The sequence below is a fragment of the Candidatus Defluviibacterium haderslevense genome, from assembly GCA_016712225.1.
Taxonomy (GTDB): Bacteria; Bacteroidota; Bacteroidia; order Chitinophagales; family Saprospiraceae; genus Vicinibacter; species Vicinibacter haderslevensis.
This window is the reverse complement of sequence record JADJRL010000003.1, coordinates 4,179,222-4,204,956: the sequence shown is the minus strand read 5'-3', so window position 1 is coordinate 4,204,956 and position 25,735 is coordinate 4,179,222. Positions and strand designations below refer to the sequence as shown.

Below are 25,735 nucleotides of genomic sequence, written 5' to 3'. Positions count from 1 at the left end.
TAAGTTTAGATTGTTTGATTTGTCTTTTGATACTTTCTGTAATTAAAGTGAAGCGGAAGATAGGCCCCTATAAACAAAAGAACCATTATGATTTGGCCGGTGAATAGATACCATGGCCAAGGTCCAAGATAGTCAAGTAAAGAAGCTGTTCTTGGTTTGTGCATGGTAAAGAAGTAATTCCCTCCGGATAGATAATTGGCAATAAAAGAAAAAACAACATAAACGTTTGCACCAATTATTGCATTGCGAATATCTTTCCAGTATACTTTCCATTTGAAAACCAACAAGCCATAGAATATCAGCATAACAAGGCCACAATGAACGGTCCAATATCTAAAATAAATAAAATGAGGAAAGGGTTCTTTTAATTCCGGAGTTAAAATAGCCTGCATGGTACCTACGAGTACCCAGAAATAGAGTATGCCAAAAAACCATCGTGACTTATAATATAATGCGAAAGGTAATACCAGTGTTAAAATATTACATAAGTGAAAAGGAAAATCTTCGGCAGGGTCAAATTGATTATTCCACATTTTGAAAAACATCCAGAATAGGACAAGTCCAGCCAGTACAAATGAAAAGTACAAAGCACTTTTATATTGTTTTTGATCATCCCATTTTTTGGCTAAATAGATCCAAATGCATGTTAGAATGGTGTAGAAGATTACAGGAATTAAATGGGCCGAGCCAAAAGCCTGAAATCCTTCCATATTGCCAAAATATCGGTCCATATCTGTAAACGTTGCTTGAATGGGTAGGTAAAAATAGGAATTATTATAAATATTTATAAAATTCTATTTTAAGGTCAAAGGTTTTACCAAGTCTTTAATTCTTGATTATTATCGTTTGCATATTTATATTAATGAGTTCGGGAAATGTAAGTTATAAACTAATGATTTTCATTTTGATAATAAACAGTTATTCAGGACTATTGAATATTTGTGTTTTATAAGTTTAATATTTGAGGTCCTTTTGGTTGAGGTTTCAATTCTTGATGCAAAATAGCTTGTACAATAGAGTTTAACCAACTTTTAACTATATTTGGCCGAATTATAGGGTATTTTTGGGTCTAATCCTTAAATTGTGATATGCAAAAATTGATCGTATTTTCTGTGTTTTTTTTGATGGTGGTACACAGTAATGCTAGTACAGATCCAAAGGCTTTAAAGATATTAACTCATGTTGATAAAAAGTATACACAATATAAAAGTTTAAAAATAGAATTTGATCTGGAAACTAAAGTTGCAGAAAGCAAACCAAAAAATGAAAAAGGCTCATTTGTTTATCAAGGAGATGCCTTCAAGATGATACTTCCACAACAGGAAATTTATTTTAATGGGTCAGTTCAATGGACTTATTTGGTTTCCCAAAAAGAAGTTCAAATTTCTAAGATTGAATCGGCAGAGAATCCTTTTCATCCTAAATATCTTGTCAAATTATATAAATCTGATCAGTACGAGTACCAGTTGATTTCAACAACCAAATCTGAAGCTGTTTTTGATTTTAAACCACTAGATAGAAAGGAGAGCGTTTTTAAAATAAAATTATATATTAATACCACTACAAATCAAATTACAAAAGTTCAATGGTTCGAAAAAAATGGATCAAATTCAACCATTAAAGTCAAGAGTAATACGGTGAATACTAAAATTCCCAATTCAGATTTTGAAATGAAAACTGATCAATTAAAAGGTATTCATATAGAAGATCTGAGGGAAGAATAAATCGATTTGTTATTAGTTATAAAGTGATTATTGAATTATGAGTATAAAATCAAATTTGATTCGAACAACAGCCAAAGTTGTTTGTAAACGTGAAGAGGTAATCGCAAATGCTCCGCAACGTTACCAACAAGAGATATTTAATAAATTAATGCTCAATGGTAAAAAAACAGTATTTGGTAAAGACCACTCTTTTTCAAAGATTAAATCAATAAAGGATTATCAAGAAGCTGTTCCTGTAAGAGATTATGAAGGACTGAGAACTTATTTTGATCGTGCTGCACATGGAGAAATGAATGTTTTATGGCCCGGTAAACCTAAATATTTAGCAAAAACGTCAGGAACAACATCTGGAACTAAATATATTCCAATAACTCAAGTGAGTGTTTCTAATCATATTAATAGCGCTAGAAACGCATTATTCTCTTACGTGTATCATGTACCTGAAACCAAAATTTTTGATGGAAAAATGTTATTTTTATCAGGGTCACCGGAATTGGAATTTACAAATGGAATAGCTACAGGTAGATTATCAGGTATCGTAAATCATGAAATTCCCGCTTGGTTTAAAGGAGCTAAACTGCCTGATTATAAATTGAATTGTATTGAACCCTGGGAATTGAAAGTAGAGAAAATAATTGAAGATTTATTGCCAAGAGATTTGCGCGCGATTAGTGGAATTCCGCCTTGGGTTCAAATGCTCTTTGAAAAATTGTTAGAGAAAACGGGTAAGAAAAATGTGTTAGAAGTTTTTCCAAATTTAGAATTATATATTCATGGTGGGGTTAATTATCAACCCTATGAAAGTCGGATGAATGATCTTATTGGAAAAAAAATTGCATTAATTGAAACGTATCCGGCGAGTGAAGGATTTATTGCCTATCAGGATAATCCATTTGTCGATGAAATGAGGCTGATCATTCAATCAGGTATTTTTTATGAGTTCATTCCTTTAAGTGAAGTTGGTTCGTCAAAACCATCGCGGCTTTTATTAAATGAAGTAGAACTTAATACTGATTATGCCATAGTATTAAGTAGTAACGCAGGTCTTTGGTCCTATATGCTTGGGGATTTGGTCAAATTCACATCATTAAAGCCTTATAAATTAAAAGTTTCCGGACGTGTGTCACAATACATTTCTGCTTTTGGTGAACATGTTATTGCTTCTGAGATAGAGGCTGCAATGGCTCATGCCCAAAAAATACATGGATTCTCTATAACTGAATTTTGCGTTGCCCCACACGTTAACCCTGACGATCAGGCTTTGGCGTATCATGAATGGTTTATTGAATTTGAGCATTTAGAAAATGAGATTTCAAAAATTGAAGAAACATTAAATGATGCATTGTGTAAGCGTAATTCTTATTATAAAGATTTAATTGTGGGTAAAATTCTCGACCGATTAAAAATAAGAGTGGTTAGAAAAGATGGATTTAAAGAATACATGATGTCTATAAATAAATACGGTGAACAATTCAAAGTTCAGCGTTTGAGTAATGATCGAAAAGTAGCTGTTGAGATGAAAAAAAAGTTACTATAAAATAATCAAGTTTTAAAAGATCAGATCCATTAAAACTGAGGACAAACAAATCCTTCATTGTCATAATCTCCAACCAACGAAAGACTAATCTCAAATGAATGTGAAGGTCGGCCATACTTGATGGCATCTCTTAATCCTATGTCATAATGCAAGCCTATTATGAAATTTTTGATTTCATATCCGGCCAATAATCCTAAATCTACAGGTAATATTGCAGAGGGTGTGTTGACGATTCTTAATGATACTCCTGCATGAATTGCTGTTTGTTTTACTGAATAATCGGCATGTCTGTAAGATGTGCCCACTTGTATGATTTGATGGGGTCCTTGACTGCTGATAAATAATTTTGGATATATCGTATTGTATTTATCGTAGATATAAGAAAGATTAGTAATGAAATTTAATTCTAAGGGTGCATTACTTTTTGTAGAGCCGTTGTAATTAATGTCTTCTATACTTTTAAATAAGGACCAATTCGGATTCAGCAAATACTGAGTGGATAGCCCTGTCTGAAGTATCCAATTGGGTTTAAGATTGGTATTGTATTGTATGCCGATTTTTAAATCCGAATAGGCATAAATATTTGGTGGAAGAATCTCATTAGTAGGTCTGTTATATAAGTTTAGACCATCAAATTGGTCCTCAAAATAAATGTTGTCATAACTTAAAGAGCGTTGTTGTACTCCAATGCCAAGGCCGCCTGTTAAGTAAGAATTTTTTATTTTATTGAGTCTTTTGTGATAAGCCAATGTGATATTGATTTCATTGGTATTCCAATCTACAATTTGTGCTCTATCGGTAATAAAATAGGCTCCCAGTCCTAGGTAGTCTGTATTTATATTTTTGTTTTTAATTCTAAATTTAATATCACCGGCTATGGCAAATGATCTGTAAGATTTATCACTAAAACCAATCCATTGATTTCTGTTGATGAGTCGAACCCGATAACTTCCGTTAAATGCTCCAGTAAAAGCCGGATTGTAGTAGGGTAGGAGGACCTGATATTGGGAAAAGGAAACATCTTGGGAATAACTATACTTCGTTAGAGCTATGAAAATACAAACAAAGAAAATTTTGGTAAATGTATGATAGCGTGACATGTTATTCTATTTTTAAAGTTGCAAGATAAGTGAATTTAACTCAGATTAAATGTGGTTTTTCATATTTTTGCATGGATGAAAATATATCGTGTTGTTTTGGCTACGGTTCAAGTGAGAAAAGAACCTTCGCATCGATCAGAATTGGTAAACCAATTATTATATGGTGAGTCTGTTCGTATTCTTCAGCATGAAAATGAATGGGCATATGTCGAATCCATACACGACGGGTATCAAGGATGGGTTGAAGATAAATATTCCTTAATCGAACATGCCAAAGAAAATATTGATTTTGTCATTTCACCATTTACCTATTTGGATACAGATTTGGAATCCAGTTATTTGCCTTTTGGGGCGTTAGTAAACCCTGAATTGATCAAAGACGAAGATGAATGGACCTACAGAATATCGAAGGAAAATCTAAGTATTGATGAAGCTTTAGCGCTGATTCAGACTGTTTTTTATGGGTGTCCATATTTGTGGGGTGGACGAACTATTTTCGGAATAGATTGCTCCGGACTAACCCAATTATTTGGCCGAATTATGGGCTATAAATGGCCTCGTGATGCCAGACAACAAGCTGAGATAGGTCATACTGAAGTATCATTAAATGAGTCTCTGCCGGGAGATTTGGCCTTTTTCTCAAATAGGGAAGGTCACATTACGCACGTAGGTATACTATTATCAACTGAAAGTATACTTCATGCCTCAGGTAAAGTTCGGATAGACTTTATTGATGAAAAAGGCATTTATAACATGGATACGGATACTATGACACACCCATTGCATTCCATTAAAAGATGGCAATAATTATAATGCTTTTATGATATCATATTTGGTTAAAACATGATATTGTCCTGAGGTGTCCTTTGTAATAACACCTGGGGTTTTTTCAGAAAAACATTTGTTGAGGAGATTTAATGGAAGATCCATAGAAACATTTGGCAAAGGTTCTGACATGATATGTCTAGCTTCTTTGTCAGCATTCTGCATCGGATTCTCTAAAATATAGGCAAGTATGGAGTTTTCAGATACGGTACCTATGACTTCACCGTTTTCCATGACCGGTAATTGAGAAATATCCCTTTGTTTCATAATATTCAGTACATCGCGAACTTTATCAGTTGCGTTTACGGAATAAAAAGACTTATCGTTTTTTGCTTCTACTAAATCCTGGACTTTCAATTCTCCTTCTAGAAAGCCACGTTCTCTCATCCAGTCATCATTGTAAATTTTAGCTAGATAGCGGCTTCCGTGATCGTGAAATATAATAACGACCACATCATCTTTGGTCAATTGGGCTTTTAATTGCAATAAACCAGCCATAGCTGAACCACCTGAAAATCCCAGCATAATGCCCTCTTCTTTGGCCAACCTTCTGGCTGTAAGGGCGGCATCTTTATCAGTTACTTTTTCAAATAAATCGATAAGAGACATATCTACATTTAAAGGAATGTTTTCTTTACCTATACCTTCTGTGAGGTAAGGGTAGATTTCATTTGGATCTATGACCCCAGTCTCTTTGAATTTTTTAAATACGGAGCCATAAGTATCAATACCCCAGATTTTAATATTTGGGTTTTGTTCTTTTAAATATTTTGCCGTTCCAGAAATAGTTCCTCCAGTGCCTACACCTACGACAAGGTGAGTGATTTTACCCTCAGTTTGTTTCCAGATTTCAGGTCCGGTACTTTCATAATGCGCTTGACTGTTCGATAAATTCCCATATTGATTGAACCAGAATGAGTTATTTATTTCTTTGCTTAATTTTTCAGCTACAGAATAATAGGACCTTGGGTCTTTAGATTCTACATTGGTAGGACAAACGATTACTTCAGCTCCCATTGCTTTAAGCATGTCTATTTTTTCTTTAGACTGCTTGTCATTGGTTGTAAATATGCATTTATAACCTCGGACACATCCTACTAGGGCCAATCCCATTCCGGTATTTCCACTTGTGCTCTCTATGATGGTTCCACCAGGTCTTAGAAATCCCTTAGCCTCTGCATCATCTACCATTTTTACAGCCATTCTATCCTTTATAGAGTGACCTGGATTAAAGGTTTCTACTTTCGCTAAAATAGTACCGGGAACACCTGACACTATTCGATTAAGTTTAATTAATGGGGTATTTCCTATGGTTTCTAAGATATTGTTGTAGTAGCTCATGTAGAATTTTGCGCAAATTTAACTAAATTTACTTGAGTCCGTAACGTATCTGAACAAAGAACCTTGAATTATTAGCCAATAATACATTGGCTACATCTTTAGATACCAGAACTTGAACATCTTTTGGGATGTTTTTGGGGATTCTGCCTATAACTTTTGCCATTACGGTTCGACCCAATATAGGGTTCGTAATCTCGATTAATGAGTTTCTCTTGGCTTTGGCGTGAAGAGCGAAATATCCACTTTCTCCTAGGTCTACTTCCGGGCACCAGGCTACTCCTCTTGAAGTTTTGGTTAAATCTATAGCTTTTCCGGTTGCCTCAGCAGGTATAGTCCCTTTATCTTCCAGTTGTGTTGAAATGGTGTCATTAAGGGTTTCATTCTCGCTTGGAAGCATTGTTGCTGTGGTTGTTTTAGTCGTATTGAGCCAACCAATTTGTACCATTTGGTCCTGGTGAATGTTATTGAGGTTAATATTATTTAAAGATTGAAGCTGCGATGGATGTATTTTAAGTTTGTTTTTCGCTAAGGCATAGACCGTTTCACCTTTTTGCATTTTATAAAAAATGGGAACTAGATTAGACGAAAGCCCGGTATTATTCAATTGGATCGTATTTGTTAGCGGAATTTTCAACCAAATGGACTCGGGTAAAGAATTTCGATTTAAATCCGGATTGGCTGCTAACAATTCTTGTTCTGTGATTTGATAATATTTGCATATTGCGTAAATGGATTGTTTTTTTATAACTTGATGCAGACTATATACTTTGTTTTGACTATCAAATGAGGCTAAGATAGGGGTTTGAGCTGTTAAAGATGCAGTAATAAGTAGACCTAGAATTAAGGGGGATAAAGCTTTCATAAGCATAATTTACTGCAAATATATTACATTTTTATTTAATATGTAATAAATAACCATTCTAACCTTTTATTATTAAAAAAATGGTCCTTTAAGACCTAATTACATTTTATTTCACTTTGTGATCGATTGATGGGTTTTTTAATTTGTTTTTGATTAGCTAAGTATTAGAACATCTTAACTCCCGCTGTTCATTTTTACATAGTTGAACGAATTAAAAAAGTATGTTATTGGCTAAGAAATATAAAATCAATTTCAAAATTTTATTTTTATATGTTTTTGGAGGTATTTTTGCTATAATATTAATAATTCTAAGGTGGTGTATTTCAATGCAAATGTATGTCACATCAGAAATTTTAAAAAATGAACCATAGACTATAAAAATATTCAGAATATGACAAAGCAAGTAATTACTGTAAAAATTCAAATACATGCTCCCGTTGAAAAAGTATGGTCCCATTGGACAGATCCTGAATGTATCAAATGCTGGAATCAAGCATCGGATGATTGGCATACCACCAAAGCTGAAAATGATTTAACGGTCGGTGGAAAATTTCTATCTCGAATGGAAGCTAAAGATGGAAGTTTTGGATTCGATTTTGAAGGCATTTATAATAGTATTGAGCCATTAAAGAAGATTGAATATACTTTATCGGATGGGCGGAAAGTGTTTATCAGTTTTGTGGGTGATCAGAAGTCAACGACCATTTTTGAATCTTTTGAAGCCGAAAATGAAAATTCTTTAGAATTGCAAGAGCTTGGATGGCAAGCTATCTTGAATCATTTTAAGCATTACACAGAAACGAATTAAATCAGCAATCATTGAGCTCAATAGGCTTAATTTATTTTCAAAATCAAGAAAGTAATTTAAATTGACAATTGTGGGAATATATCATCTTTTTAGATTTGTGAACTGTCTTAACTAGATAAGTCATAGGTCTGTAGGGGCGATCAATTTATTGCGACGGATAACATCCGTCGCGAAAAGGAAATTCATAAGGTTTTTGGCGACTTGTGCCGTTCGAAGCAACGGTACATTTTTGCTTGATTTTTGCAAAAATGATGAAAAAACTTAACGTACTTATTGTGATCTGAGTAGTTGTGATTTATATTAAATTTTTGAATTGATATTATTATAATTTTCAGGTTTTGTAAATAGCTAAAATCTAAAATTTCGAAATGGATAGTGTAACATTGTATATCAAAAGTTTCCCGGCTGAAGTTCAGGAAATTCTTACTGAAATTAGAGCACTAATAAAACATAAAGTGCCAGATGTGGTTGAAAGTATCTCCTATGGCATTCCTGCATATAAGACTAATGGGAAACCACTCATTTATTTTGCAGCATTTAAAAATCATATTGGATTGTATGCTACACCTCAGGGTCATGAACATTTCAAAAATGAATTATCAATCTATAAACAGGGAAAAGGTTCTGTTCAGTTTCCGCTTAACAAACCAATGCCTATGGATTTGATTGAGCGAATTATAGATTTTAAAGTATTGGCTAATCAAGAAATTGCAAAGCAAGTTAAGCGCAAGAAATCTTAAGTGTTTTATTGTGTTTTACTGTATTTTTAATAGCTTAAAATTGCTTCAAAACATGTTATTTCTAAAGTTTCCTCAAACACCTTTCGAGGTTTAGAAATTCATAACTCTTTGCACTATGCAAATTAGAAGAGTGATTTAAAATTATTTTGTTTTAGATATATTTCTGAAATATTAATTTCGGTATAATTAATAACTTTATGTTCTTTTTTCATGAAAAAAAAGAACCAAAAATTCTAGCCTGCCTGACTGACGTCAGTCAGGCAGGGCTGTAAGGTCTAAGCCTAAAATGATTTCATGAAACCTAAATTCAAAAAACTCGCATTTGTCTTTCTTTCTTTTTTTTGGCCTTACACTTGCTCAGCTCGCTTTTTCGTTCTTTTGTTTAATATTTTGTTGAGCTCATACAGTTTTGAATTTTTAACGGTTTCATTGCATCATTTTTTCACGGCTTATCCCTTAAGGCCGACTCAAATTTCTATGACTACTTTTAATTATCTATTTTTACTCGAATTTAATTTGCGAACTTAAACAACGGAAGAGTATATTTTCTTGAAAGAGCAAAGAGTTCTGTAATAAAAGATTTGAGTTTGTATTGAAAGGATTATGTAATAGTTAAAATAATTACTTATTTCATGACAAGGATATTACTTTTGTTTTGTTTAACGTAATTACTGATTTGTATATATGAAAATCCTAGCCATCATTCCAGCACGTCTCAATTCCAGCAGACTTCCTGAAAAATTGCTTAAAGACATTAACGGTAAATCGGTTATTGAACGCGTTTATAACCAAGTAATACAATGCCCTGAATTGAATGAAGTAATTGTTGCAGTAGATGATCATATAGTGTTTGATCATGTAGAGCGATTTGGTGGAAAGGCAATAATGACAGGGCTTCATCACGAATCAGGAACTGATCGTTGCGCTGAAGTAGCGCAACATTTGGATGATTTCACACATGTCATTAATATACAAGGGGATGAGCCATTTATTAATCCCAAAGATATTTCTACTTTAGCTCAATTGTTGCTTGACTCAACTATTCAAATTGGTACCTTGGTTTCTGCAATAGTTGATTTAGATGATTTAACCAATCCTAATGTGGTCAAAGTAATCAAAGATCTTCATGGAAAAGCTTTGTATTTTAGCAGAGCAGCTATACCTTATCAAAGAGACATTTCGACTAATAAAGTAAGTGTATTAAATGCGGCATTTAGACACATTGGAATTTATGGTTTTCAAAGAAATGTACTTATTGAAGTCTCGAAATTGAAGCCTAGTGCCTTGGAACAAATTGAAAAACTAGAGCAATTGAGATGGTTGGAAAATGCTTATTCCATATACACAGCAATTGTTGAAAAACGAAGTGGATTTAATTCGGGAATAGATACTTTAGAAGATCTGGAGCGTGCTCGATTATATGCAGAATTGAATGCATTGTAATTTTATATTAAACTACTTGGAGTAAAAGCTAATGGTAATAGGTCAGCACAAGAATTAAAGACCCATGTTTTTCTATCTGGATGTCCTAGAATGATTTGAATGGGTTGATGGTTATTGAATTCGAATTCTGACAATACCTGGCGACAGAGCCCGCATGGAGTAGGAGGTGTGTTATTGTCTTTTGATTGGTTTTGCACAACAATGGCAATACTTTTTATTTTTTCATTTGGGTGTAGTGCTCCTTTAGAAAAAAGTACATTTCGCTCAGCACAAATACCGCAAGGATAGGATGCATTTTCTTGATTGCATCCTACAATAGTGATGTTGTTTTCCAAAAGTAATGCAGCTCCAACTTTGAATTTTGAATAAGGTGCGTAAGCAAAATTCGTTACATCAAGTGCCTGAGCTAATAATTTTGACTGGTGACTTTCTAAATCTTTGCCCTGATCAAATGATTGGAAATGAATTTGCAAAATATGATCCATCATTAGATATTATTTTTTAACGATAAATTTTTGCATGATAGATTCTTTTGCTGTATTTAATTGGAGGTAGTAAATACCATTGTTTAAATCGGATGAAACACAAGGTATAAAATTGAGTCCATCTCCTAATGTAGCGGAAAATTGTTTAACTGTTAATCCTTGTAAGTCATTGACCTTAATGAGTATTGTGCCCTTCAACTGATTTAGATTATTGTATTCAATGGTAAAGTTCGAACTGGTTGCTGGATTGGGATAGATGTTTAAATTTACGGTACTTAAATACGGTGAACTCAATGATGTGACTGGTGAAATCGATTTTTGACCATTGGTATTTACATAAACAATTCTGTAATAAACTTCTGAAGTCGTATAATAGGAATCTACCAAAGAATAAAATTTGGCAGTAGCACTATTTTTGCTTGCGATTTTCATTCCAATGGAATCAAACTTGATAGCATTTAATGATCGCTCAATGATAAAATAATTTAAATTGGTTTCTGTTTTGGTGCTCCATTCTATGAGATTTGATTTTCCTATTCTTTTTGCTTTTAGATAGGATAATACTGTTGGAGGTTCCAAGCTAGCCAATTGAGTATTCATACCAACACCAATTCCTGAAAGTGTGGTGGTTTCAAATTCTCCTGAGAATACATCTGGTGAAATATTGTTGATGCTCCATTTGTCGGGTTCAATGGTTGTACTTTTTTGAAATTCTTTATATAAAGTTGAGCTTACACCATTGTGATTGGATTCAGGATTTGGGTTTCCAGGTTTGGCTATTGTGAAGAGTTTTACTAAATCTATGTTGTAATTTGGATTGGCTCCTTTTAAGTCTGCAAGGTCTATGGCGTTAAAATAAATTTTAAGTTTAACTGGATTGGTCACTGGTTTTGATGGTGTAATGGTCCAATATTTATTGATAACTGCAAAGGGATTTTTTGGATCGACATAAGCTGCAGTAATAATTGTTGGAGTGTTCGATCCAAATTTATTTGATGTATTTTCTGTTATCGTTAGACTGCCATCTAGTATTGATCCAATTTCCTGATTGTTTTTTTGAATAGATAGGAGTAAGATATCATCTGTTTCATCGATGGTATTATTATCAAAATAGTAATGGGTGTATATGCCATCAAAACATTCGACATTGGCTTTAATATTCATGTTTTTTGTTGCCAAAGATTTATTATTGGGTACATATTGTGTCAGACAAGTTGAGGCTTTTATTTTTTCACGGATTAGATTACCGGGCTCTATTCCAAAACCAAGTAGAAAGTCTATTCCAGGTTTACCAGCTTGGTGGCAGTAACTCATGATCGTACCTTTGATGGGTGCTGGACCAGGGCTGCAACTGCCTTCTACAGCATTGCAATTATCTATTGCTGTATTTTTGTTTGGCCCCCACACACATGCATGAGTATGTCGTGATCCGAAGATGTGTCCCAATTCATGAGTGATTGAAAATACATCCCAGGAATAGTTGGGGGAATCAGAATAAGTGCCATTAACATTGGTATATCCATAAGCGTAGGATTTATTGCAAAGTGTATTGATATATGCAATGCCACCTAACACTGCTTTGCCGCCTCTGGCGAATCCAGAAATGCAAAGTGCAATATTTCCTTTATTGTTCTTATACTTGTATCTGAAATGATCTAAATCTTCATTGGAACTTGTATGTGGAAATAAATCAGGACTTGTGTGTATGATGATTTCTGCAAGACTAATCTGAATGTCTTCTCTTTTGTATAATGAATGAACATTGTTGAAGACACCAATAATGTAATTGCTTACAAGTTGTGTGTTGCTATTGAATTTAAGATACAAATCATAATCTGCATGCAAGCTTATTGAAATTCTTTTGCAACTTTCTTTGGATCTGGAACTGATATTGATTTGATCTGCAATATAGTGTTTGATGTCATCTGTATTGCATAGATTGACGGCATCGTCATAAGCCATCTTGGATTCTTCTGAAATCGTGCATTCAATATTTTTTGACGATGAATTTAATTTAGGGATGATGGAGTAATTCACTTGATTCTCCATAAAGACAGTACCATAGATTTGATTTTTGAAAAGACTTATGCTTACAATTGACTGATTGGGATGATCTAATTTTCCTTTGTAATGGATTCCATGATCCAATTGGAGTGGGATTAAATTTTGATCATTTAAACTATAAATTTCAAAATTCGATTCTAAAAAATTGTATTCAGTCAACAATAATGTTTCGGAATGATTTGCGCTGAGAGGCAATGTTGTTTTAATTAATGGATCAAATTGATTGAGCCATTTATTTAATTGTTGGTTTGTAACTTTGACTTGGATTGAATTTTCAATAGGTCTTAACGATTGATCAGCTTCCACATATTTGAACAAAGATTTAGAGACGATTTTTTCTGATTGTTGCAATTGACCAATACCAAAAGGGTCTTGAATATTTTGAGCATTGAATGTTACTGCGAAACTCGTAAAAATGAAAATCAGAATTAGTTTTTTCATAAAATAAGTTTGTTTAAGGGGATATAATTTTTGATAGTTGGTGCGTAATTCTATTGTTACCTTTGCAAAAACAGTTATTTACACATTATATAAATATTTAATATGAATGATGTCAAACAAAAAGTATGCCAATTTCTGAAATTGGAGCTAGCAGTGAGATATAATGATAGTGAGATTGAAGAATTGACTAATTATATATTGAAAAGTGATGTTTTTAAGAGTAAATATTTGGTTTATTTGATAAATGATCGACCCATTCAAACAATATTTTCTCCAATAGTTTCTGAGATGTTAAAAGGAATACCCATTCAATACATTTTACATGAGGCCTATTTTATGGATTTGGTATTATATGTTGATGAATCCGTGCTTATTCCTAGACCGGAAACTGAAGAGCTGGTTTATTGGATCCAATCTGATCATAAGTATAAGACCAAAATGAACTTATGGGATGTTGGTACAGGAAGTGGTTGTATAGCTATACATTTAAAAAAATGCTTCCCGGAGTGGAGTATCACGGGTTTAGATATAGATTTTGACGCATTAAATGTAGCAAAAGGTAATGCCAATAAGTATGAAACGCAGATTGAATTTTTGGAGCTAGATTTTCTGAATTTCGACGCTACTGAATACCCGGAAATTAATATACTTGTTTCTAATCCTCCTTACATCGGACAGCACGAAAAGCATTGGATGTCAACAGGAACTTTATCATTCGAACCCTCTAAAGCTTTGTTTCCTATAGGCGATGATCATCTTGTTTTTTATAAACATTTAGCTGACTATGGTCAGAAAAAATTATCCCAATTTGGATACATCTATTGTGAACTCAATGAGTTTTATTCAGATCAGATTTATGAAATATTTAAACAATCAGGCTACCAAGATATTGAAGTAAAAATGGACCTGCAAGGTAAAGCCAGAATGTTGCGTTGTCGAAAAGTACGGAGTCATTAAATATTTATTATTTTGTATCGATGGGTTGTTGTTATAAAATAATAAATTCCTTTTGGTTTATTCAATAAAACATTATAAACTTCTTTAGCATACGCCATAGAAACTTGGCCTTGTAAATTGAATATCCTTCCATAATCATTTCCCATTAAAAATGTTTTGTTATACGCACATTCAAAAAGAAACATTTGCAATATTTTATTTTCTTTTATTTCTGTATTTGTTTGCGTTGGAGGTGTATTGATGAAATCAACTTTGAAAGCCCCATGTCCATGAGTAAACAGACCCATACGATGCTCTATTGGAATGTAAACGATATCATATACTTGAACTGCATCATAATCATCTGTATTGTAAGAATACCATTTTGCTCCTTCATCAAACGAAACAAATAATCCTAAATCGCATCCGACATAAATTTGATTGGTATTGGAAGGGTTGATGAAAATGGAATGAAAGGGAACATCCGGTAATTCATTACCAAGTGGTTGCCAATTTAATCCGCCGTTTATACTCTTATATACATGAGCATTACCAAACCCGGCAAGACAAGTATAAATAATGTGTTCGTCTTTTGGATTGATGGCAATATCTGTAATGTATTTATTAGGCAAATTCGATGTGATATTTCTCAATGTTTTTCCGCCATCGAAACTTTCTAAAAGTTCAACATGCTCATTATTATTTGGACCTGTCGATAGTAAAATATGCTGATCATTTGTTGGCGATATTTCAATAGTAAGTATTTGTGATTCATTTATGTTTGAAAGATATCGAACCCATTGATTTCCGTTATCTACACTTTTATAAATTTGGGTAGAAGCAGTATATATTAAGTTTTCATTGGTAGCGCTCATTTTTAGGGGAACAACAAAAGGGCCATTTGCACGATCATCTAATGCTGTATTCCAATTGATTCCGAAGTCTGTAGATTTTGAGAGAAATAAGTTTTGAGCGGAACAAAACATGATATTTGTGTCTGAATGATTGATAGCATTGGCAACTCCATCACCAAAATGAGTATTCCTCCATTCCTTTGAGCCTGTATAAATTGAACTGTGATTATCTTGTAATCCACCTATGGCTATATTCTTAAATTGTGAAGCAAAAGTTCCTGCATAAAATTGACTGCATGTATATCCACCGTTACTTGAATAAAAGGAATGGCTAAAATGATCAGATCTGTAGATTCCGCCGTCTGTTGCTAGATATATTTTATTCGGGTCTAAAGGATTCGAAACGATATCATGGAAATCAACATGCAGGTCCAATTTCTGCATATCCATTCGATTGAAATTATTTCCAGTGCCTCTTTCATCAAAAAACAAATCTACGCCACCAGCTAAAATTTGACTTGAGTCCGTGTCTTTAATATATAATCCTTTGGCATACCATCCTTGATAGGAGCTGATGCTGGGTATTCCGTTTATAAAAAGGGAATCAAAACTATTTCTACTTCGAAGAAAATAATGACTGTCGTAAGTGTCTGATAACAGAGCATACACCCTCTTAGGGTTGCTTTTATACATACCTAACATGATACGGCCCTTATAGGAATTAACAGAAGTTTCAAGTACTATTTTTGACCAACTGATTCCACCATCATGAGATTTATAAATGCCATAATCATCACAACCAAATCCGCCAACACCAACATAAACATTAAGTGGATCATGTGGATCTACCAACATATCCATACACATTTTCTTATCTAAAATCAATTGCCAGTTTGATCCGCCATTTATAGATTGATATACACCTTGTGTAGTTGCTGCATAAATAATGTTCGGATTTAATGGATCAAAATTAATTTTCCAAATACCTTGATTTTCTTGAGATGACCAATTTAATGTATGAGACCAGGTGTTTCCACCATCTACTGATTTTAAAATTCCAATACCCCATGATCCTCTCAATGTTCGTTCTTTTTTGCCGCCATCGGTTCCAACATAATTATATATTTCTCCGGTGCCTATTAATATTGTACTTGACTCTTTAGGATGCAGTGCTATGCAACTTACTGCAAGCACAGGGAAACCAGTTTTTATATGTTGCCAGGCATTTTTACCAAGTCCTCCTGAATTGGATTTCCAAAGTCCTCCTGAAGCTGACCCGGCCCAAATTTGATTGGTATCATGTGGATTTATGGCTAAGCATAATGTTCTACCACCAATATTATCAGGCCCAATGGATTCCCATTGTGCAACATTTCTAAAGGTTTGATTTATTTTCGGTAATAATTGGCTCTGTCTAAAGCCTTTATTATAAGCATCTTCTGGGAAATTATGATCGGGAAATGTATTGGATGTATTTTGAAAAATGAAACTTTTAAGTGCGCCTTTTATAATGTCTTTTTCGGGTTGTTTCGAACAACTCGATAGTAATAAAATAATCATTACAAAGAGAAAGGGTGATATGTTAGTATGTAAATACTTCATGATGGTCTAACCGCCTGTTCTTTTTGTGTTTTTGTAACCCATTTCTATCAGCATGCCAATAATTTTATTTACATGATCTCCTTGTATAATGATTTGGCCCTCTTTAACTGAGCCACCAACACCACACTTTTGTTTTAATTGTTTGGCTAAGTCATTCATTTTTTCTTCTGATAAATTTAATCCCATAATTTTTGTCGCAGACTTTCCGGCTTTAAGCTTGGTATCCAATTGCACCCTTACTACCTGTGCTTTTGGAGCAATTTCAGTTGCATCTTGTTCTTCTTCAAAAAAGGATTTAAAGGAATCATGAGTTGAGAAAATAAATCCCAGGTCATTGGTTATTTTTCTATTCTTGCTCATGTGTGTAGTGATTAAATAGTTTTTCCTTGTAAGGCGTCTTGGATGATTTGATCCATGGCAATATGTGCGATAGGTGTAGCAAATTCATTGAGTTGATTTAAGGCTGTCTGAATTTTATTTTTATCTTTCAAAGTGATCGTATCTTCAAGTGCGGCAATGAATAGCTTCATTTGTTCGATTTGATCTTCGCTCATTAAAGCTGCGTGATTTTTAATGAATTTTTGTGAATTGAGAATAATGGAATTGGCCTCATTAGTCACATCAATTAAGCCTTTCAACGCTTGATCTGATTGGGCGAATATGATCGATTCTTTAAGCATTTGTGCCATTTCTGCTTCAGGAATAGCAAATTGTGACTTGATGTCAATCGATTGAGTTAATCCTGATCGTAATTCTAGTGCTTTAACGGTTAAAATGCCATCTGCATCTATTAAAAACCGGACTTCAATTTTTGGAAAACCAGCTGGCATTGGAGGAATATTATTCAAAATGAATTCTGCCAATTTTCGATTATTTGCAACAAGTTCGCGTTCTCCCTGGTAGACAGCAATTTTTAAGTTGATCTGTCCATCTTTTGAAGTGGTATATTGTCTTGCCTGACTTATTGGAATTTTAGAATTTCTGGGAATGATTACGTCCATTAATCCTCCAAGGGTTTCAATTCCTAACGAAAGTGGATTGATGTCCAGTAGTAACAAGTCTTTTCTATTGCCTGCAAGGATATCTGCTTGGATGGCTGCACCCAAAGCAACCACTTCATCGGGGTTGATGGTATCATTGACTTTCATTTCAAAAAAATCAGCAACCCTTTTTTTAATATAAGGCATTTTTGTTGATCCGCCAACCATCAACACATCAGATAAATCGCTCTTTGAAAGTCCACTGTCCTTTAATGCTGCTATACACCCGTTTATTGTTTTGTCAATGATTTCAGAACAAGATTCCATGAGCTCCTGATTGGATAACTCCAAAGTAACATCATTCCACAATGAACTTGTTTGATTTTTGTTGGACAATTCAATTTTTGAATGTTCTGCGATAAGTCGCAATTCATTTATAAGTGATGGATCAGTAGGTATTGGAAAATCATATTTTTCAGACCAAAGCTTTATAATTTTTTGATCGATATCGTCACCACCTAAATAGGTATCGCCGTGTGTGGATAAAACTTCGAAAATGCCATTTTCAATTCTTAAAATAGAAATATCGAAAGTTCCTCCCCCTAAATCATAAACAACAATATTTTTTGTTTCATCCTTATTTAAGCCAATGCCATAGGCCAGACTCGCTGCTGTAGGTTCATTGACTATTCTTAAAACTTCAAGGCCCGCCAGTTTGCCTGCGTCTCTTGTAGCTTGCCTTTGAGCATCATTAAAATAGGCTGGGACTGTAATAACAGCTTTAGAAATGGGTTGATTGAGTTTTTTTTCGGCACGAGATTTTAGATAGCTCAAAATATAGGAGGATAATTCTATGGGCGAATAGAATTTGTCATTAACCTTGACTTTTATTACCTGGTCTTGTGACTGATCTGAAAGAGTATATCCAAAATTTTGTTTTCTATCATTCAGATCTAAATAGGATTTGCCAAGCAATCGTTTTACAGAATAAATTGTTGCCTGAGGATCTGATATGAGATTTTCTTTGGCCTTGTCTCCAATGACTAAATGACCGTTTTGATCGATATGAATAATGGAAGGCACCAATAAATGGCTGTTGTTGTCGTCTGTAAGTACTTCAGCCTGACCATTCTTTACTATGGCAATTAAACTGTTTGTGGTGCCTAAATCTATGCCCACGATGAGGTCATGTTCCTTTTTAACGGTTCCGGTTTTGAAATCAATGGCTATTTTACCCATGGTTAAGAGTAAACTAAAATTTCTGTTTATTGTTCTATGCCTATGTTAAACTGGAGTAAAAATAAGTCCAATTTATTATTTATTGTTTTGGCGGGTATTTTTATTACTAATGCGCTTATAGCAGAATTCATTGGAGTTAAAATTTTTTCGTTAGAGCGCACCTTGGGATTCGATCCATTAAATTTTACTATATTTGGTTCTAAAGGATTGTCTTTCAACCTAACAGCCGGTGTTTTGCTTTGGCCTGTTGTATTTGTAATGACGGATATAATCAATGAGTATTTTGGTACTAAGGGGGTTAAATTTTTATCTTATTTGACCTGTATTTTAATCTCTTATGCTTTTTTAATGGTGTTTTTTACGATTCATTTGGTGCCGGCTGATTTTTGGCCAAGTTCGCATTTGAAGCCTGGAGGTGAAGTTATAAATCCCGATGTTCTGAATTTGAATACTGCATTTCGTTTGATTTTTGGGCAGGGATTATGGATTGTAATAGGTTCATTAACAGCATTTTTATTAGGTCAGGTTATTGATGTTTATATTTTTCATCGAATTAAAGAACAAACAGGAGAACATAATATTTGGTTTAGGTCCACAGGTTCAACATTAATTTCACAATTTATTGATAGTTATGTAGTACTTTTTATTGCATTTTATATAGGAGCTGGTTGGTCACTGGCCCAGGTTTTAGCTATTGGCACGGTGAATTATATTTATAAATTTTGTGTCGCTATTGGTATGACGCCCATTATATATCTCATTCATGGTTGGATTGATCGTTTTCTAGGGCATGAATTGGCTGCAGAACTTAAACAAAAAGCAATGAGAATTAAATAATTCAATTTCATGAAAACAAAACAACTCACTGACACCATATTGATGATACGTCCAGCCCATTTTGGATATAATGAAGAGACAGCATTGAATAATACCTTCCAAAAGAAATCTGATGCAACATACGAACACATTTCTAATCTTGCCAAGGAAGAGTTTGATCGAATGGTGGGTGTATTAAGGAATGAAGGGATAGAGGTTGTGGTCATTGACGATACACCTAAGCCCATTAAACCTGATGCTGTGTTTCCAAATAATTGGATCAGCTTTCATGATGATGGTACCATTATGACTTATCCAATGAACGCTGTATCAAGAAGATTGGAAAGACGTGAAGATATCGTAGACTATTTCAATAAACACTTTAAGGTTTCAAGAAGACTTAGTTTGGAAATTTTTGAACCAAAAAATCAATTTTTGGAGGGAACTGGAAGCATGATATTAGATCGTTTAAACAAAATCGTTTATGCATGTTTAAGTCCAAGGACTAATATAGAAATGCTACAACATTTTTCATTGCTGATGGATTACAAAGTGTGTTTTTTTAAAGCTACAGACCAAAATGGAATAGATATTTATCATACTAATGTTTTAATGGCTTTAGGTGTTGATTTTGTAGTTTGTTGTATGCAAGCCATTGAACCTTCTAAAAAGGAAGAATTAGAATCTTTGTTTGAGGCGACCGGTAAAGAATTGGTAGATATTACGTTTGACCAGATGAATTCCTTTGCCGGGAATATGCTTCAATTATGTAATCATAAAGGTGATCCGATTTTGGTACTGTCCAGGACTGCTTATAATTCTTTAACCAAGGAACAATTGAGAATACTTAGTTCTAAAACCAAATTACTTCCCGTTGAAATACCTACCATAGAATCGATTGGAGGTGGAAGTGCCAGATGCATGATTGCAGAGGTTTTTCTGAAGAAATAAGTTTAATCCGGCTTTAAGTTTCAAATTGGCTCATATTTGTAATTAAACCTTGTTGTCTTTCAAGCTGAACTACCATTATATATCCATGCACCAGCGTGGTCATAGTTAAAATTGTATTTTATGGGATATTAAATTCTATGATCAAATGACTGTTTTTTATCATATTATTAAATTGTAAAATCTTATATTGCAACATAATTCATATATAAATTATTTTAATTTTGCCAACTATTATTCACTTACTATTTAAAAATCAATGATTTATGTTTAAACTAGTTTTACAAAAAAAATTACTAACAACTTGTTTTGTTATGTTGTTATTATGTTCCAATGTGATCTTGCAGGCTCAGGGAATCACTTCAAGTCAATTGTTGGGTCAAATTCTGGACAGCAAGGGCGAACCATTAGTAGCAGCATCTGTCAAAGCCATTCATGAGCCATCTGGAACCATTTATGGGGTTTATACTCGCGACGATGGGAGATATAACATCCCTAATATGCGAATTGGCGGTCCGTACAAGATCACCATCAGTTATATAGGATACCAAACTAAAACTGAAACCATTCAACAACTTTCTTTAGGTCAAAATTTTAGGCTTAATGCTACTTTGATTGAAGAAGCCATTTCATTAGGAGAAGTGGTCATTTCTGGTGCTAAAGATGAGTTGATGAATTCAGATCGCACTGGGGCAGCAACAAATATCAATAAAGCTGCTTTGGAATCGATGCCTACTATTGGTCGAAGCATCAATGATTTTGTTAGATTAACACCACAATCAAGATCTTCTTCTGTGGCATCTACTACAGGTTCAGGTGTTTCATTCGGTGGCCAGGATTCGAGATATAATAATTTAACTATAGATGGTTCTATATTCAATAACAATTTTGGGTTGTCTTCATCACCTGGTGGGCAAACCAATTCTACGCCTATATCACTAGATGCGATAGCTGAAATTCAAGTAAATTTAGCACCTTATGATGTAAGACAGGCAGGGTTTACAGGCGCAGGTATCAATGCCGTAACACGTTCAGGTACCAATAAAGTAGAAGGATCAGTTTTCTATAATTTCAGAAATCAAAGTATGGTTGGTAAAAATGCCGGAGCGAACCCTTTGATCATTACTGATTTTGATGTAAAACAAATAGGACTCAGACTTGGCGGTCCAATTATTAAAGATAAATTGTTTTGGTTTGTTAATTGGGAATCTGAACGAAGAGCCGACCCTACAACACTAACAGCATTTAGAGATAGTGCTTCAAGAAATTCTAATACTACGCGAGTTACTGCGAAAGACCTGGATGATATTTCTAAACTTGTAAAAGAGAAATGGGGTTATGAGACAGGTGGTTATGATAATTATGTGAATGAAACAAAAAGTGATAAAGGCTTATTCAAGTTAGATTATAATATTTCTAACGGGCATCGATTATCCTTTAGATATAATTTCTTAAAATCTACTAGAGATGTATTTATTAGTAATTCCGGTACAGTAACCAGTGGAAGTAATAGAAATAGTATTAATGCATTGAGTTATAAAAATTCAAATTACATTATCAATAATGATGTTCATTCATACATAGCTGAGTTAAACAGTATTTTTTCGAGTAGAGTTTCGAATTCATTTAGTGTAGGTTATACAGCTAATAGAGATTATAGATCGAGTAACAGTAGTGTTATTCCATTAATCGATATTTTAGATGGCAGTAACAATCAATACATAAGTTTGGGATATGAGCCATTTACTCCAAACAATACTTTGAATACTGATGTATCCCAGTTCCAGGATAATTTGACTTTTTATTTAAATAATCACACATTAACTGCAGGAGTTAATTACGAAACATTTGCATTCGATAATTTATTCACACCTACTTTTTATGGTCAATATGTATTTAACAATATTAATGATTTTAAAAATGCGCTTAACGGGGATAGTGTTGCATTAAGAAGATATGCATTGAATTATTCTGCATTGCCGAATCAGGAATTGCCATGGGCTACAACTAAAGTTCAAATGCCGGGCGCTTATCTTCAGGATGAAATATCTTTATTGAATAACAAACTTTCTTTGACAGTTGGAGTAAGAATAGATGTTCCAATTTTTGCGGAAACGGCATTGCGAAATGTGTTGGTGGATACGATGAAATTTAAAGATGAGAATGGTAATATTGTTAATTATGGAACAAATAAATTACCAAACAAACAATACATGTTCTCACCAAGATTAGGTTTTAATTACGATGTAATGGGTAATCGTAAATTACAAGTTCGTGGTGGAACAGGCGTATTTACAGGTCGTCCTCCTTTCGTATGGATTTCCAATGTTGTAGGGAATAATGGTGTTTTACAAGGAAGTATTACCCAGGATAATACCAATACCAGAAAATATAAATTTTCAAATGATGTCACAGCAAATATTCCTGCCAATGCAACGGCTTCACCATCTTACAACTTAGCATTAATTGATCAGGGCTTCAAGTTTCCTCAAGTGTGGCGAAATGATTTAGCATTTGATTTTTCACTTCCTCAAGGATTGATTTTAACCGTAGAAGGTATTTATTCAAAAACATTGAATAATATCTATTACATCAATGCTAATCAAGAATTATCAACAGGTAATTTTAGTGGTGATGATTCAAGACCTTATTTTCCTGGAATAGATAAATCATCTACTGCAAAAACAAATGCTTCCAGAATTTATGATAATATTTCTGATGCTACAGTATTAAAAAATACAGATAAAGGTTATTCATACAGTTTTACCACTAAACTTGAGAAACCTTTAACAAAGAATTGGTCAGCAATGGTTGCTTATAATTTAGCAGAAGCTAAAGATCTTACCTCTGCTGGATCCATTGCCTTAAATTCCTGGAGAGATAATAAATCGGTGAATGGAAATAATTTACCCGATTTGGCTTATTCAGAATTTGATCAAAAACACAGAATTATTGCAGGTCTATCTTATAAAGTAAATTATTTGAAAATTGCTTCTACTCAAATTTCATTATTTTTACAATCTGGAAATCAAAGCAGATTTAGTTTGTTTTATAGTGGTGATCAAAATGGAGATAATCAAAGTGGTAATGATTTAATGTATGTTCCAAACAAAGCTTCCGATTTAAGTTTCAATGATTTGATCAAAAAAATTGGATCTAAAGATTCTGTAATAGCTACTAAACAACAGCAAATTGACGCGTTCGAAAATTACATCAGCAATAACCCTTTCTTAAATGATAATAGAGGGAAAATAGTAGAAAGAAATGCCTTGTTATTGAAATGGTTGACAACGATCGATTTGTCTATAGTGCAAGAATTTGGAGTAAAAATTAGTGGAAGAGAACACAAGTTTCAAATTCGCGGTGATATATACAATTTTGGAAATTTGTTAAGCAAAGAATGGGGTGTAGGATATAGGATTAATACGAACTCACCTTTGAATGCTACTAATGTTAAAGATGCTGCAGGTAAACCGGTTTACACTTTTGGATCTGTTAGTTCCGCTAATGTATGGCAAAAACCATTGCCAATTGTTGAAAAAAGAGCAACATTAGATGATGTGTGGCAAGCACAAATTGGTTTAAGATATACTTTTTAGATAACTGCCTATAAATCTAAATATAAAAAGCTGGTCTAGAAATAGATCAGCTTTTTTTATTAGCGTAGCCAATATAATTTTGTGGAGTCAGGGATTTAAGTTCTAGTTTGATAGCATCATTTATTTCTAAGGTGTCAATGAATTGATGAAGTACATCCTTGGTTATACTACTGTTCCCGCGGGTTAAATGCTTTAGTGCTTCATACGGATTCGGATAAGATTCTCTTCGCAATATAGTTTGTATTGGTTCAGCTAAAACGATCCAATGATGGTTTAATTCATCATCAATCTTTGATTGGTTAACATCAAGTTTTTTTAGTCCGGATAGCATCGATTTAAGAGCAAGAAAAGTATGCCCAAATGGAATACCTATGTTGCGCAATACCGTGCTGTCAGTAAGATCCCGCTGTAACCTTGAGATGGGAAGTTTTTCTGCAAAATGAGAACACAAAGCTGATGATATTCCTAAATTGCCCTCTGCGTTTTCAAAATCTATAGGATTGACTTTGTGTGGCATAGCAGAAGACCCAATCTCTCCTTCCACTGGAATTTGTTTAAAATATTCCATGGAGATATACATCCAAATGTCTTTACAAAAATCTAATAATATGGTATTGATTCTGATGAGTTGATGAAACCACACAGCTAATTCATCATAATGGGCAATTTGCGTTGTGGTCTGTTGTCTAATGATCCCAAGTTTGTTTTTGAGAAAGTTGTCTGCCCATTGTGGCCAAGTTATTTGAGGATAAGCAGCATGGTGTGCATTAAAGTTTCCTGTTGCGCCACCAAATTTTCCTGAATAAGTACAATGTTCCAAAGTTTGGAATTGTAATTCAAGGCGTTCAACAAACACTAAAATTTCCTTGCCTAATGTTGTGGGACTGGCAGGTTGACCATGTGTTCGTGCAAGCATAGATAAACCGAGGGATTGTGTGCCAATGTCTTTAACCTTTGTTATGAGTTCTTTTAATATGGGTATTAATTCATTGGAGGTAGCATCTTTTAATAACATGGGAATCGCTGTGTTATTGATATCCTGCGATGTTAATGCAAAATGTATGTATTCTTTATATTGTCCCAAGCCTAATGATTCAATCTTTTCCTTTATAAAGTATTCTACTGCTTTGATATCATGTTTGGTTGTTCGTTCAATGTGTTGTATATGTTGTGCATCTTCTATGGTAAATTTTTCGTAAATAAGTTTAAGCTTTTCTACTTGTTCTACATTCAATTTTATAGGAAGTGAATCAATGGTTGATAGTTCAATGAAATATAATATTTCTACTTTAACTCGATATTGGAATAGTGCAAATTCCGAAAAATAGTTTCCTAATTCTTGTAACTTATTATGGTATCTACCATCAAGTGGGGAAATAGCTTTTAACATG

The 25,735-nt window shown here is 33.7% G+C and carries 20 protein-coding genes; 10 read left to right on the top strand and 10 right to left on the bottom strand.

Going from position 1 to position 25,735, the window contains the following annotated elements; translation table 11 throughout:
* Positions 1 to 5 precede the first annotated feature (5 nt).
* Positions 6 to 731, bottom strand: a complete 726-nt coding sequence (locus tag IPK88_16500) for a TIGR02206 family membrane protein (GenBank protein ID MBK8245028.1) — start codon at positions 729 to 731, stop codon at positions 6 to 8.
* Positions 732 to 1,088: 357 nt separating this feature from the next.
* Between IPK88_16500 and IPK88_16495 the strand changes: the two genes are divergently transcribed.
* Entirely contained in the window at positions 1,089 to 1,724 is a 636-nt protein-coding gene (locus tag IPK88_16495; protein ID MBK8245027.1) for an outer membrane lipoprotein carrier protein LolA, read from the top strand.
* 37 nt (positions 1,725 to 1,761) lie between these two features.
* The gene (locus tag IPK88_16490; GenBank protein MBK8245026.1) at positions 1,762 to 3,261 is read left to right on the top strand and encodes a GH3 auxin-responsive promoter family protein; all 1,500 of its coding nucleotides are present in this window, start codon (positions 1,762 to 1,764) and stop codon (positions 3,259 to 3,261) included.
* Positions 3,262 to 3,290: 29 nt separating this feature from the next.
* Here IPK88_16490 and IPK88_16485 read toward each other — a convergent pair whose 3' ends face one another.
* Entirely contained in the window at positions 3,291 to 4,361 is a 1,071-nt protein-coding gene (locus IPK88_16485; protein MBK8245025.1) for a PorP/SprF family type IX secretion system membrane protein, read from the bottom strand.
* Between the two features lie 75 nt (positions 4,362 to 4,436).
* Between IPK88_16485 and IPK88_16480 the strand changes: the two genes are divergently transcribed.
* On the top strand, positions 4,437 to 5,168 hold the full coding sequence (locus IPK88_16480) for a C40 family peptidase (GenBank protein MBK8245024.1): 732 nt from the start codon (positions 4,437 to 4,439) through the stop codon (positions 5,166 to 5,168).
* On the opposite strand, the gene IPK88_16475 is transcribed toward IPK88_16480, so the two are convergent.
* The gene (locus IPK88_16475) at positions 5,169 to 6,527 is read right to left on the bottom strand and encodes a pyridoxal-phosphate dependent enzyme (protein MBK8245023.1); all 1,359 of its coding nucleotides are present in this window, start codon (positions 6,525 to 6,527) and stop codon (positions 5,169 to 5,171) included.
* Positions 6,528 to 6,555: 28 nt separating this feature from the next.
* On the bottom strand, positions 6,556 to 7,389 hold the full coding sequence (locus IPK88_16470; GenBank protein ID MBK8245022.1) for a LysM peptidoglycan-binding domain-containing protein: 834 nt from the start codon (positions 7,387 to 7,389) through the stop codon (positions 6,556 to 6,558).
* A gap of 391 nt (positions 7,390 to 7,780) precedes the next feature.
* On the opposite strand from IPK88_16470, the gene IPK88_16465 reads away from it, so the two are divergent.
* The 3 genes from IPK88_16465 (at position 7,781) to kdsB (ending at position 10,380) form a co-directional block, all read left to right on the top strand.
* Entirely contained in the window at positions 7,781 to 8,197 is a 417-nt protein-coding gene (locus IPK88_16465) for an SRPBCC domain-containing protein (protein MBK8245021.1), read from the top strand.
* A gap of 368 nt (positions 8,198 to 8,565) precedes the next feature.
* Positions 8,566 to 8,937: a DUF1801 domain-containing protein gene (locus IPK88_16460; GenBank protein ID MBK8245020.1), complete on the top strand. Its 372-nt coding sequence runs from the start codon at positions 8,566 to 8,568 to the stop codon at positions 8,935 to 8,937.
* A gap of 684 nt (positions 8,938 to 9,621) precedes the next feature.
* A complete protein-coding gene (kdsB, locus tag IPK88_16455; GenBank protein ID MBK8245019.1) occupies positions 9,622 to 10,380 on the top strand; it encodes a 3-deoxy-manno-octulosonate cytidylyltransferase in 759 nt (252 codons plus the stop codon).
* A 2-nt stretch (positions 10,381 to 10,382) separates the two neighbouring features.
* Here the strand turns inward: kdsB and IPK88_16450 are convergent, their stop codons facing one another.
* Entirely contained in the window at positions 10,383 to 10,868 is a 486-nt protein-coding gene (locus tag IPK88_16450) for a cytidine deaminase (GenBank protein MBK8245018.1), read from the bottom strand.
* A gap of 6 nt (positions 10,869 to 10,874) precedes the next feature.
* Positions 10,875 to 13,370, bottom strand: coding sequence for a T9SS type A sorting domain-containing protein (locus IPK88_16445; GenBank protein MBK8245017.1), 2,496 nt, complete (start codon positions 13,368 to 13,370; stop codon positions 10,875 to 10,877).
* 102 nt (positions 13,371 to 13,472) lie between these two features.
* On the opposite strand from IPK88_16445, the gene prmC reads away from it, so the two are divergent.
* Complete coding sequence (gene prmC, locus IPK88_16440) at positions 13,473 to 14,327, top strand: peptide chain release factor N(5)-glutamine methyltransferase (protein ID MBK8245016.1); 855 nt, start codon at positions 13,473 to 13,475, stop codon at positions 14,325 to 14,327.
* On the opposite strand, the gene IPK88_16435 is transcribed toward prmC, so the two are convergent.
* From IPK88_16435 to hscA, 3 genes are read right to left on the bottom strand one after another with little or no spacing between them, the layout of a single operon-like run.
* Positions 14,324 to 16,762 carry a hypothetical protein gene (locus IPK88_16435; GenBank protein MBK8245015.1) on the bottom strand — a complete coding sequence of 813 codons (2,439 nt, stop codon included), beginning with the start codon at positions 16,760 to 16,762 and terminating at the stop codon, positions 14,324 to 14,326. The two genes, prmC and IPK88_16435, sit on opposite strands and share 4 nt — an antisense overlap.
* Before the next feature lie 6 nt (positions 16,763 to 16,768).
* Positions 16,769 to 17,122 carry a translation initiation factor gene (locus IPK88_16430; protein ID MBK8245014.1) on the bottom strand — a complete coding sequence of 118 codons (354 nt, stop codon included), beginning with the start codon at positions 17,120 to 17,122 and terminating at the stop codon, positions 16,769 to 16,771.
* Positions 17,123 to 17,133: 11 nt separating this feature from the next.
* The gene (hscA, locus tag IPK88_16425) at positions 17,134 to 18,981 is read right to left on the bottom strand and encodes a Fe-S protein assembly chaperone HscA (GenBank protein MBK8245013.1); all 1,848 of its coding nucleotides are present in this window, start codon (positions 18,979 to 18,981) and stop codon (positions 17,134 to 17,136) included.
* Positions 18,982 to 19,023: 42 nt separating this feature from the next.
* On the opposite strand from hscA, the gene IPK88_16420 reads away from it, so the two are divergent.
* From IPK88_16420 to IPK88_16410, 3 genes are all read left to right on the top strand, one after another.
* Complete coding sequence (locus tag IPK88_16420) at positions 19,024 to 19,818, top strand: queuosine precursor transporter (protein MBK8245012.1); 795 nt, start codon at positions 19,024 to 19,026, stop codon at positions 19,816 to 19,818.
* A 9-nt stretch (positions 19,819 to 19,827) separates the two neighbouring features.
* Positions 19,828 to 20,748 (top strand): amidinotransferase, encoded by a 921-nt coding sequence (locus IPK88_16415; GenBank protein MBK8245011.1) that lies wholly within the window; start codon positions 19,828 to 19,830, stop codon positions 20,746 to 20,748.
* 311 nt (positions 20,749 to 21,059) lie between these two features.
* Positions 21,060 to 24,344 (top strand): TonB-dependent receptor, encoded by a 3,285-nt coding sequence (locus IPK88_16410; protein MBK8245010.1) that lies wholly within the window; start codon positions 21,060 to 21,062, stop codon positions 24,342 to 24,344.
* Between the two features lie 46 nt (positions 24,345 to 24,390).
* On the opposite strand, the gene purB is transcribed toward IPK88_16410, so the two are convergent.
* On the bottom strand, positions 24,391 to 25,734 hold the full coding sequence (purB, locus tag IPK88_16405) for an adenylosuccinate lyase (GenBank protein MBK8245009.1): 1,344 nt from the start codon (positions 25,732 to 25,734) through the stop codon (positions 24,391 to 24,393).
* Position 25,735 lies beyond the last annotated feature (1 nt).

What these genes read in the sequence shown, in the direction of transcription:
- IPK88_16500 (MBK8245028.1), bottom strand. Translation starts at nt 731, where the DNA reads ATGGACCGATATTTTGGCAATATGGAAGGATTTCAGGCTTTTGGCTCG.
- IPK88_16495 (MBK8245027.1), top strand. Translation starts at nt 1,089, where the DNA reads ATGCAAAAATTGATCGTATTTTCTGTGTTTTTTTTGATGGTGGTACAC.
- IPK88_16490 (MBK8245026.1), top strand. Translation starts at nt 1,762, where the DNA reads ATGAGTATAAAATCAAATTTGATTCGAACAACAGCCAAAGTTGTTTGT.
- IPK88_16485 (MBK8245025.1), bottom strand. Translation starts at nt 4,361, where the DNA reads ATGTCACGCTATCATACATTTACCAAAATTTTCTTTGTTTGTATTTTC.
- IPK88_16480 (MBK8245024.1), top strand. Translation starts at nt 4,437, where the DNA reads ATGAAAATATATCGTGTTGTTTTGGCTACGGTTCAAGTGAGAAAAGAA.
- IPK88_16475 (MBK8245023.1), bottom strand. Translation starts at nt 6,527, where the DNA reads ATGAGCTACTACAACAATATCTTAGAAACCATAGGAAATACCCCATTA.
- IPK88_16470 (MBK8245022.1), bottom strand. Translation starts at nt 7,389, where the DNA reads ATGAAAGCTTTATCCCCCTTAATTCTAGGTCTACTTATTACTGCATCT.
- IPK88_16465 (MBK8245021.1), top strand. Translation starts at nt 7,781, where the DNA reads ATGACAAAGCAAGTAATTACTGTAAAAATTCAAATACATGCTCCCGTT.
- IPK88_16460 (MBK8245020.1), top strand. Translation starts at nt 8,566, where the DNA reads ATGGATAGTGTAACATTGTATATCAAAAGTTTCCCGGCTGAAGTTCAG.
- kdsB (MBK8245019.1), top strand. Translation starts at nt 9,622, where the DNA reads ATGAAAATCCTAGCCATCATTCCAGCACGTCTCAATTCCAGCAGACTT.
- IPK88_16450 (MBK8245018.1), bottom strand. Translation starts at nt 10,868, where the DNA reads ATGATGGATCATATTTTGCAAATTCATTTCCAATCATTTGATCAGGGC.
- IPK88_16445 (MBK8245017.1), bottom strand. Translation starts at nt 13,370, where the DNA reads ATGAAAAAACTAATTCTGATTTTCATTTTTACGAGTTTCGCAGTAACA.
- prmC (MBK8245016.1), top strand. Translation starts at nt 13,473, where the DNA reads ATGAATGATGTCAAACAAAAAGTATGCCAATTTCTGAAATTGGAGCTA.
- IPK88_16435 (MBK8245015.1), bottom strand. Translation starts at nt 16,762, where the DNA reads ATGAAGTATTTACATACTAACATATCACCCTTTCTCTTTGTAATGATT.
- IPK88_16430 (MBK8245014.1), bottom strand. Translation starts at nt 17,122, where the DNA reads ATGAGCAAGAATAGAAAAATAACCAATGACCTGGGATTTATTTTCTCA.
- hscA (MBK8245013.1), bottom strand. Translation starts at nt 18,981, where the DNA reads ATGGGTAAAATAGCCATTGATTTCAAAACCGGAACCGTTAAAAAGGAA.
- IPK88_16420 (MBK8245012.1), top strand. Translation starts at nt 19,024, where the DNA reads ATGTTAAACTGGAGTAAAAATAAGTCCAATTTATTATTTATTGTTTTG.
- IPK88_16415 (MBK8245011.1), top strand. Translation starts at nt 19,828, where the DNA reads ATGAAAACAAAACAACTCACTGACACCATATTGATGATACGTCCAGCC.
- IPK88_16410 (MBK8245010.1), top strand. Translation starts at nt 21,060, where the DNA reads ATGTTGTTATTATGTTCCAATGTGATCTTGCAGGCTCAGGGAATCACT.
- purB (MBK8245009.1), bottom strand. Translation starts at nt 25,734, where the DNA reads ATGTTAAAAGCTATTTCCCCACTTGATGGTAGATACCATAATAAGTTA.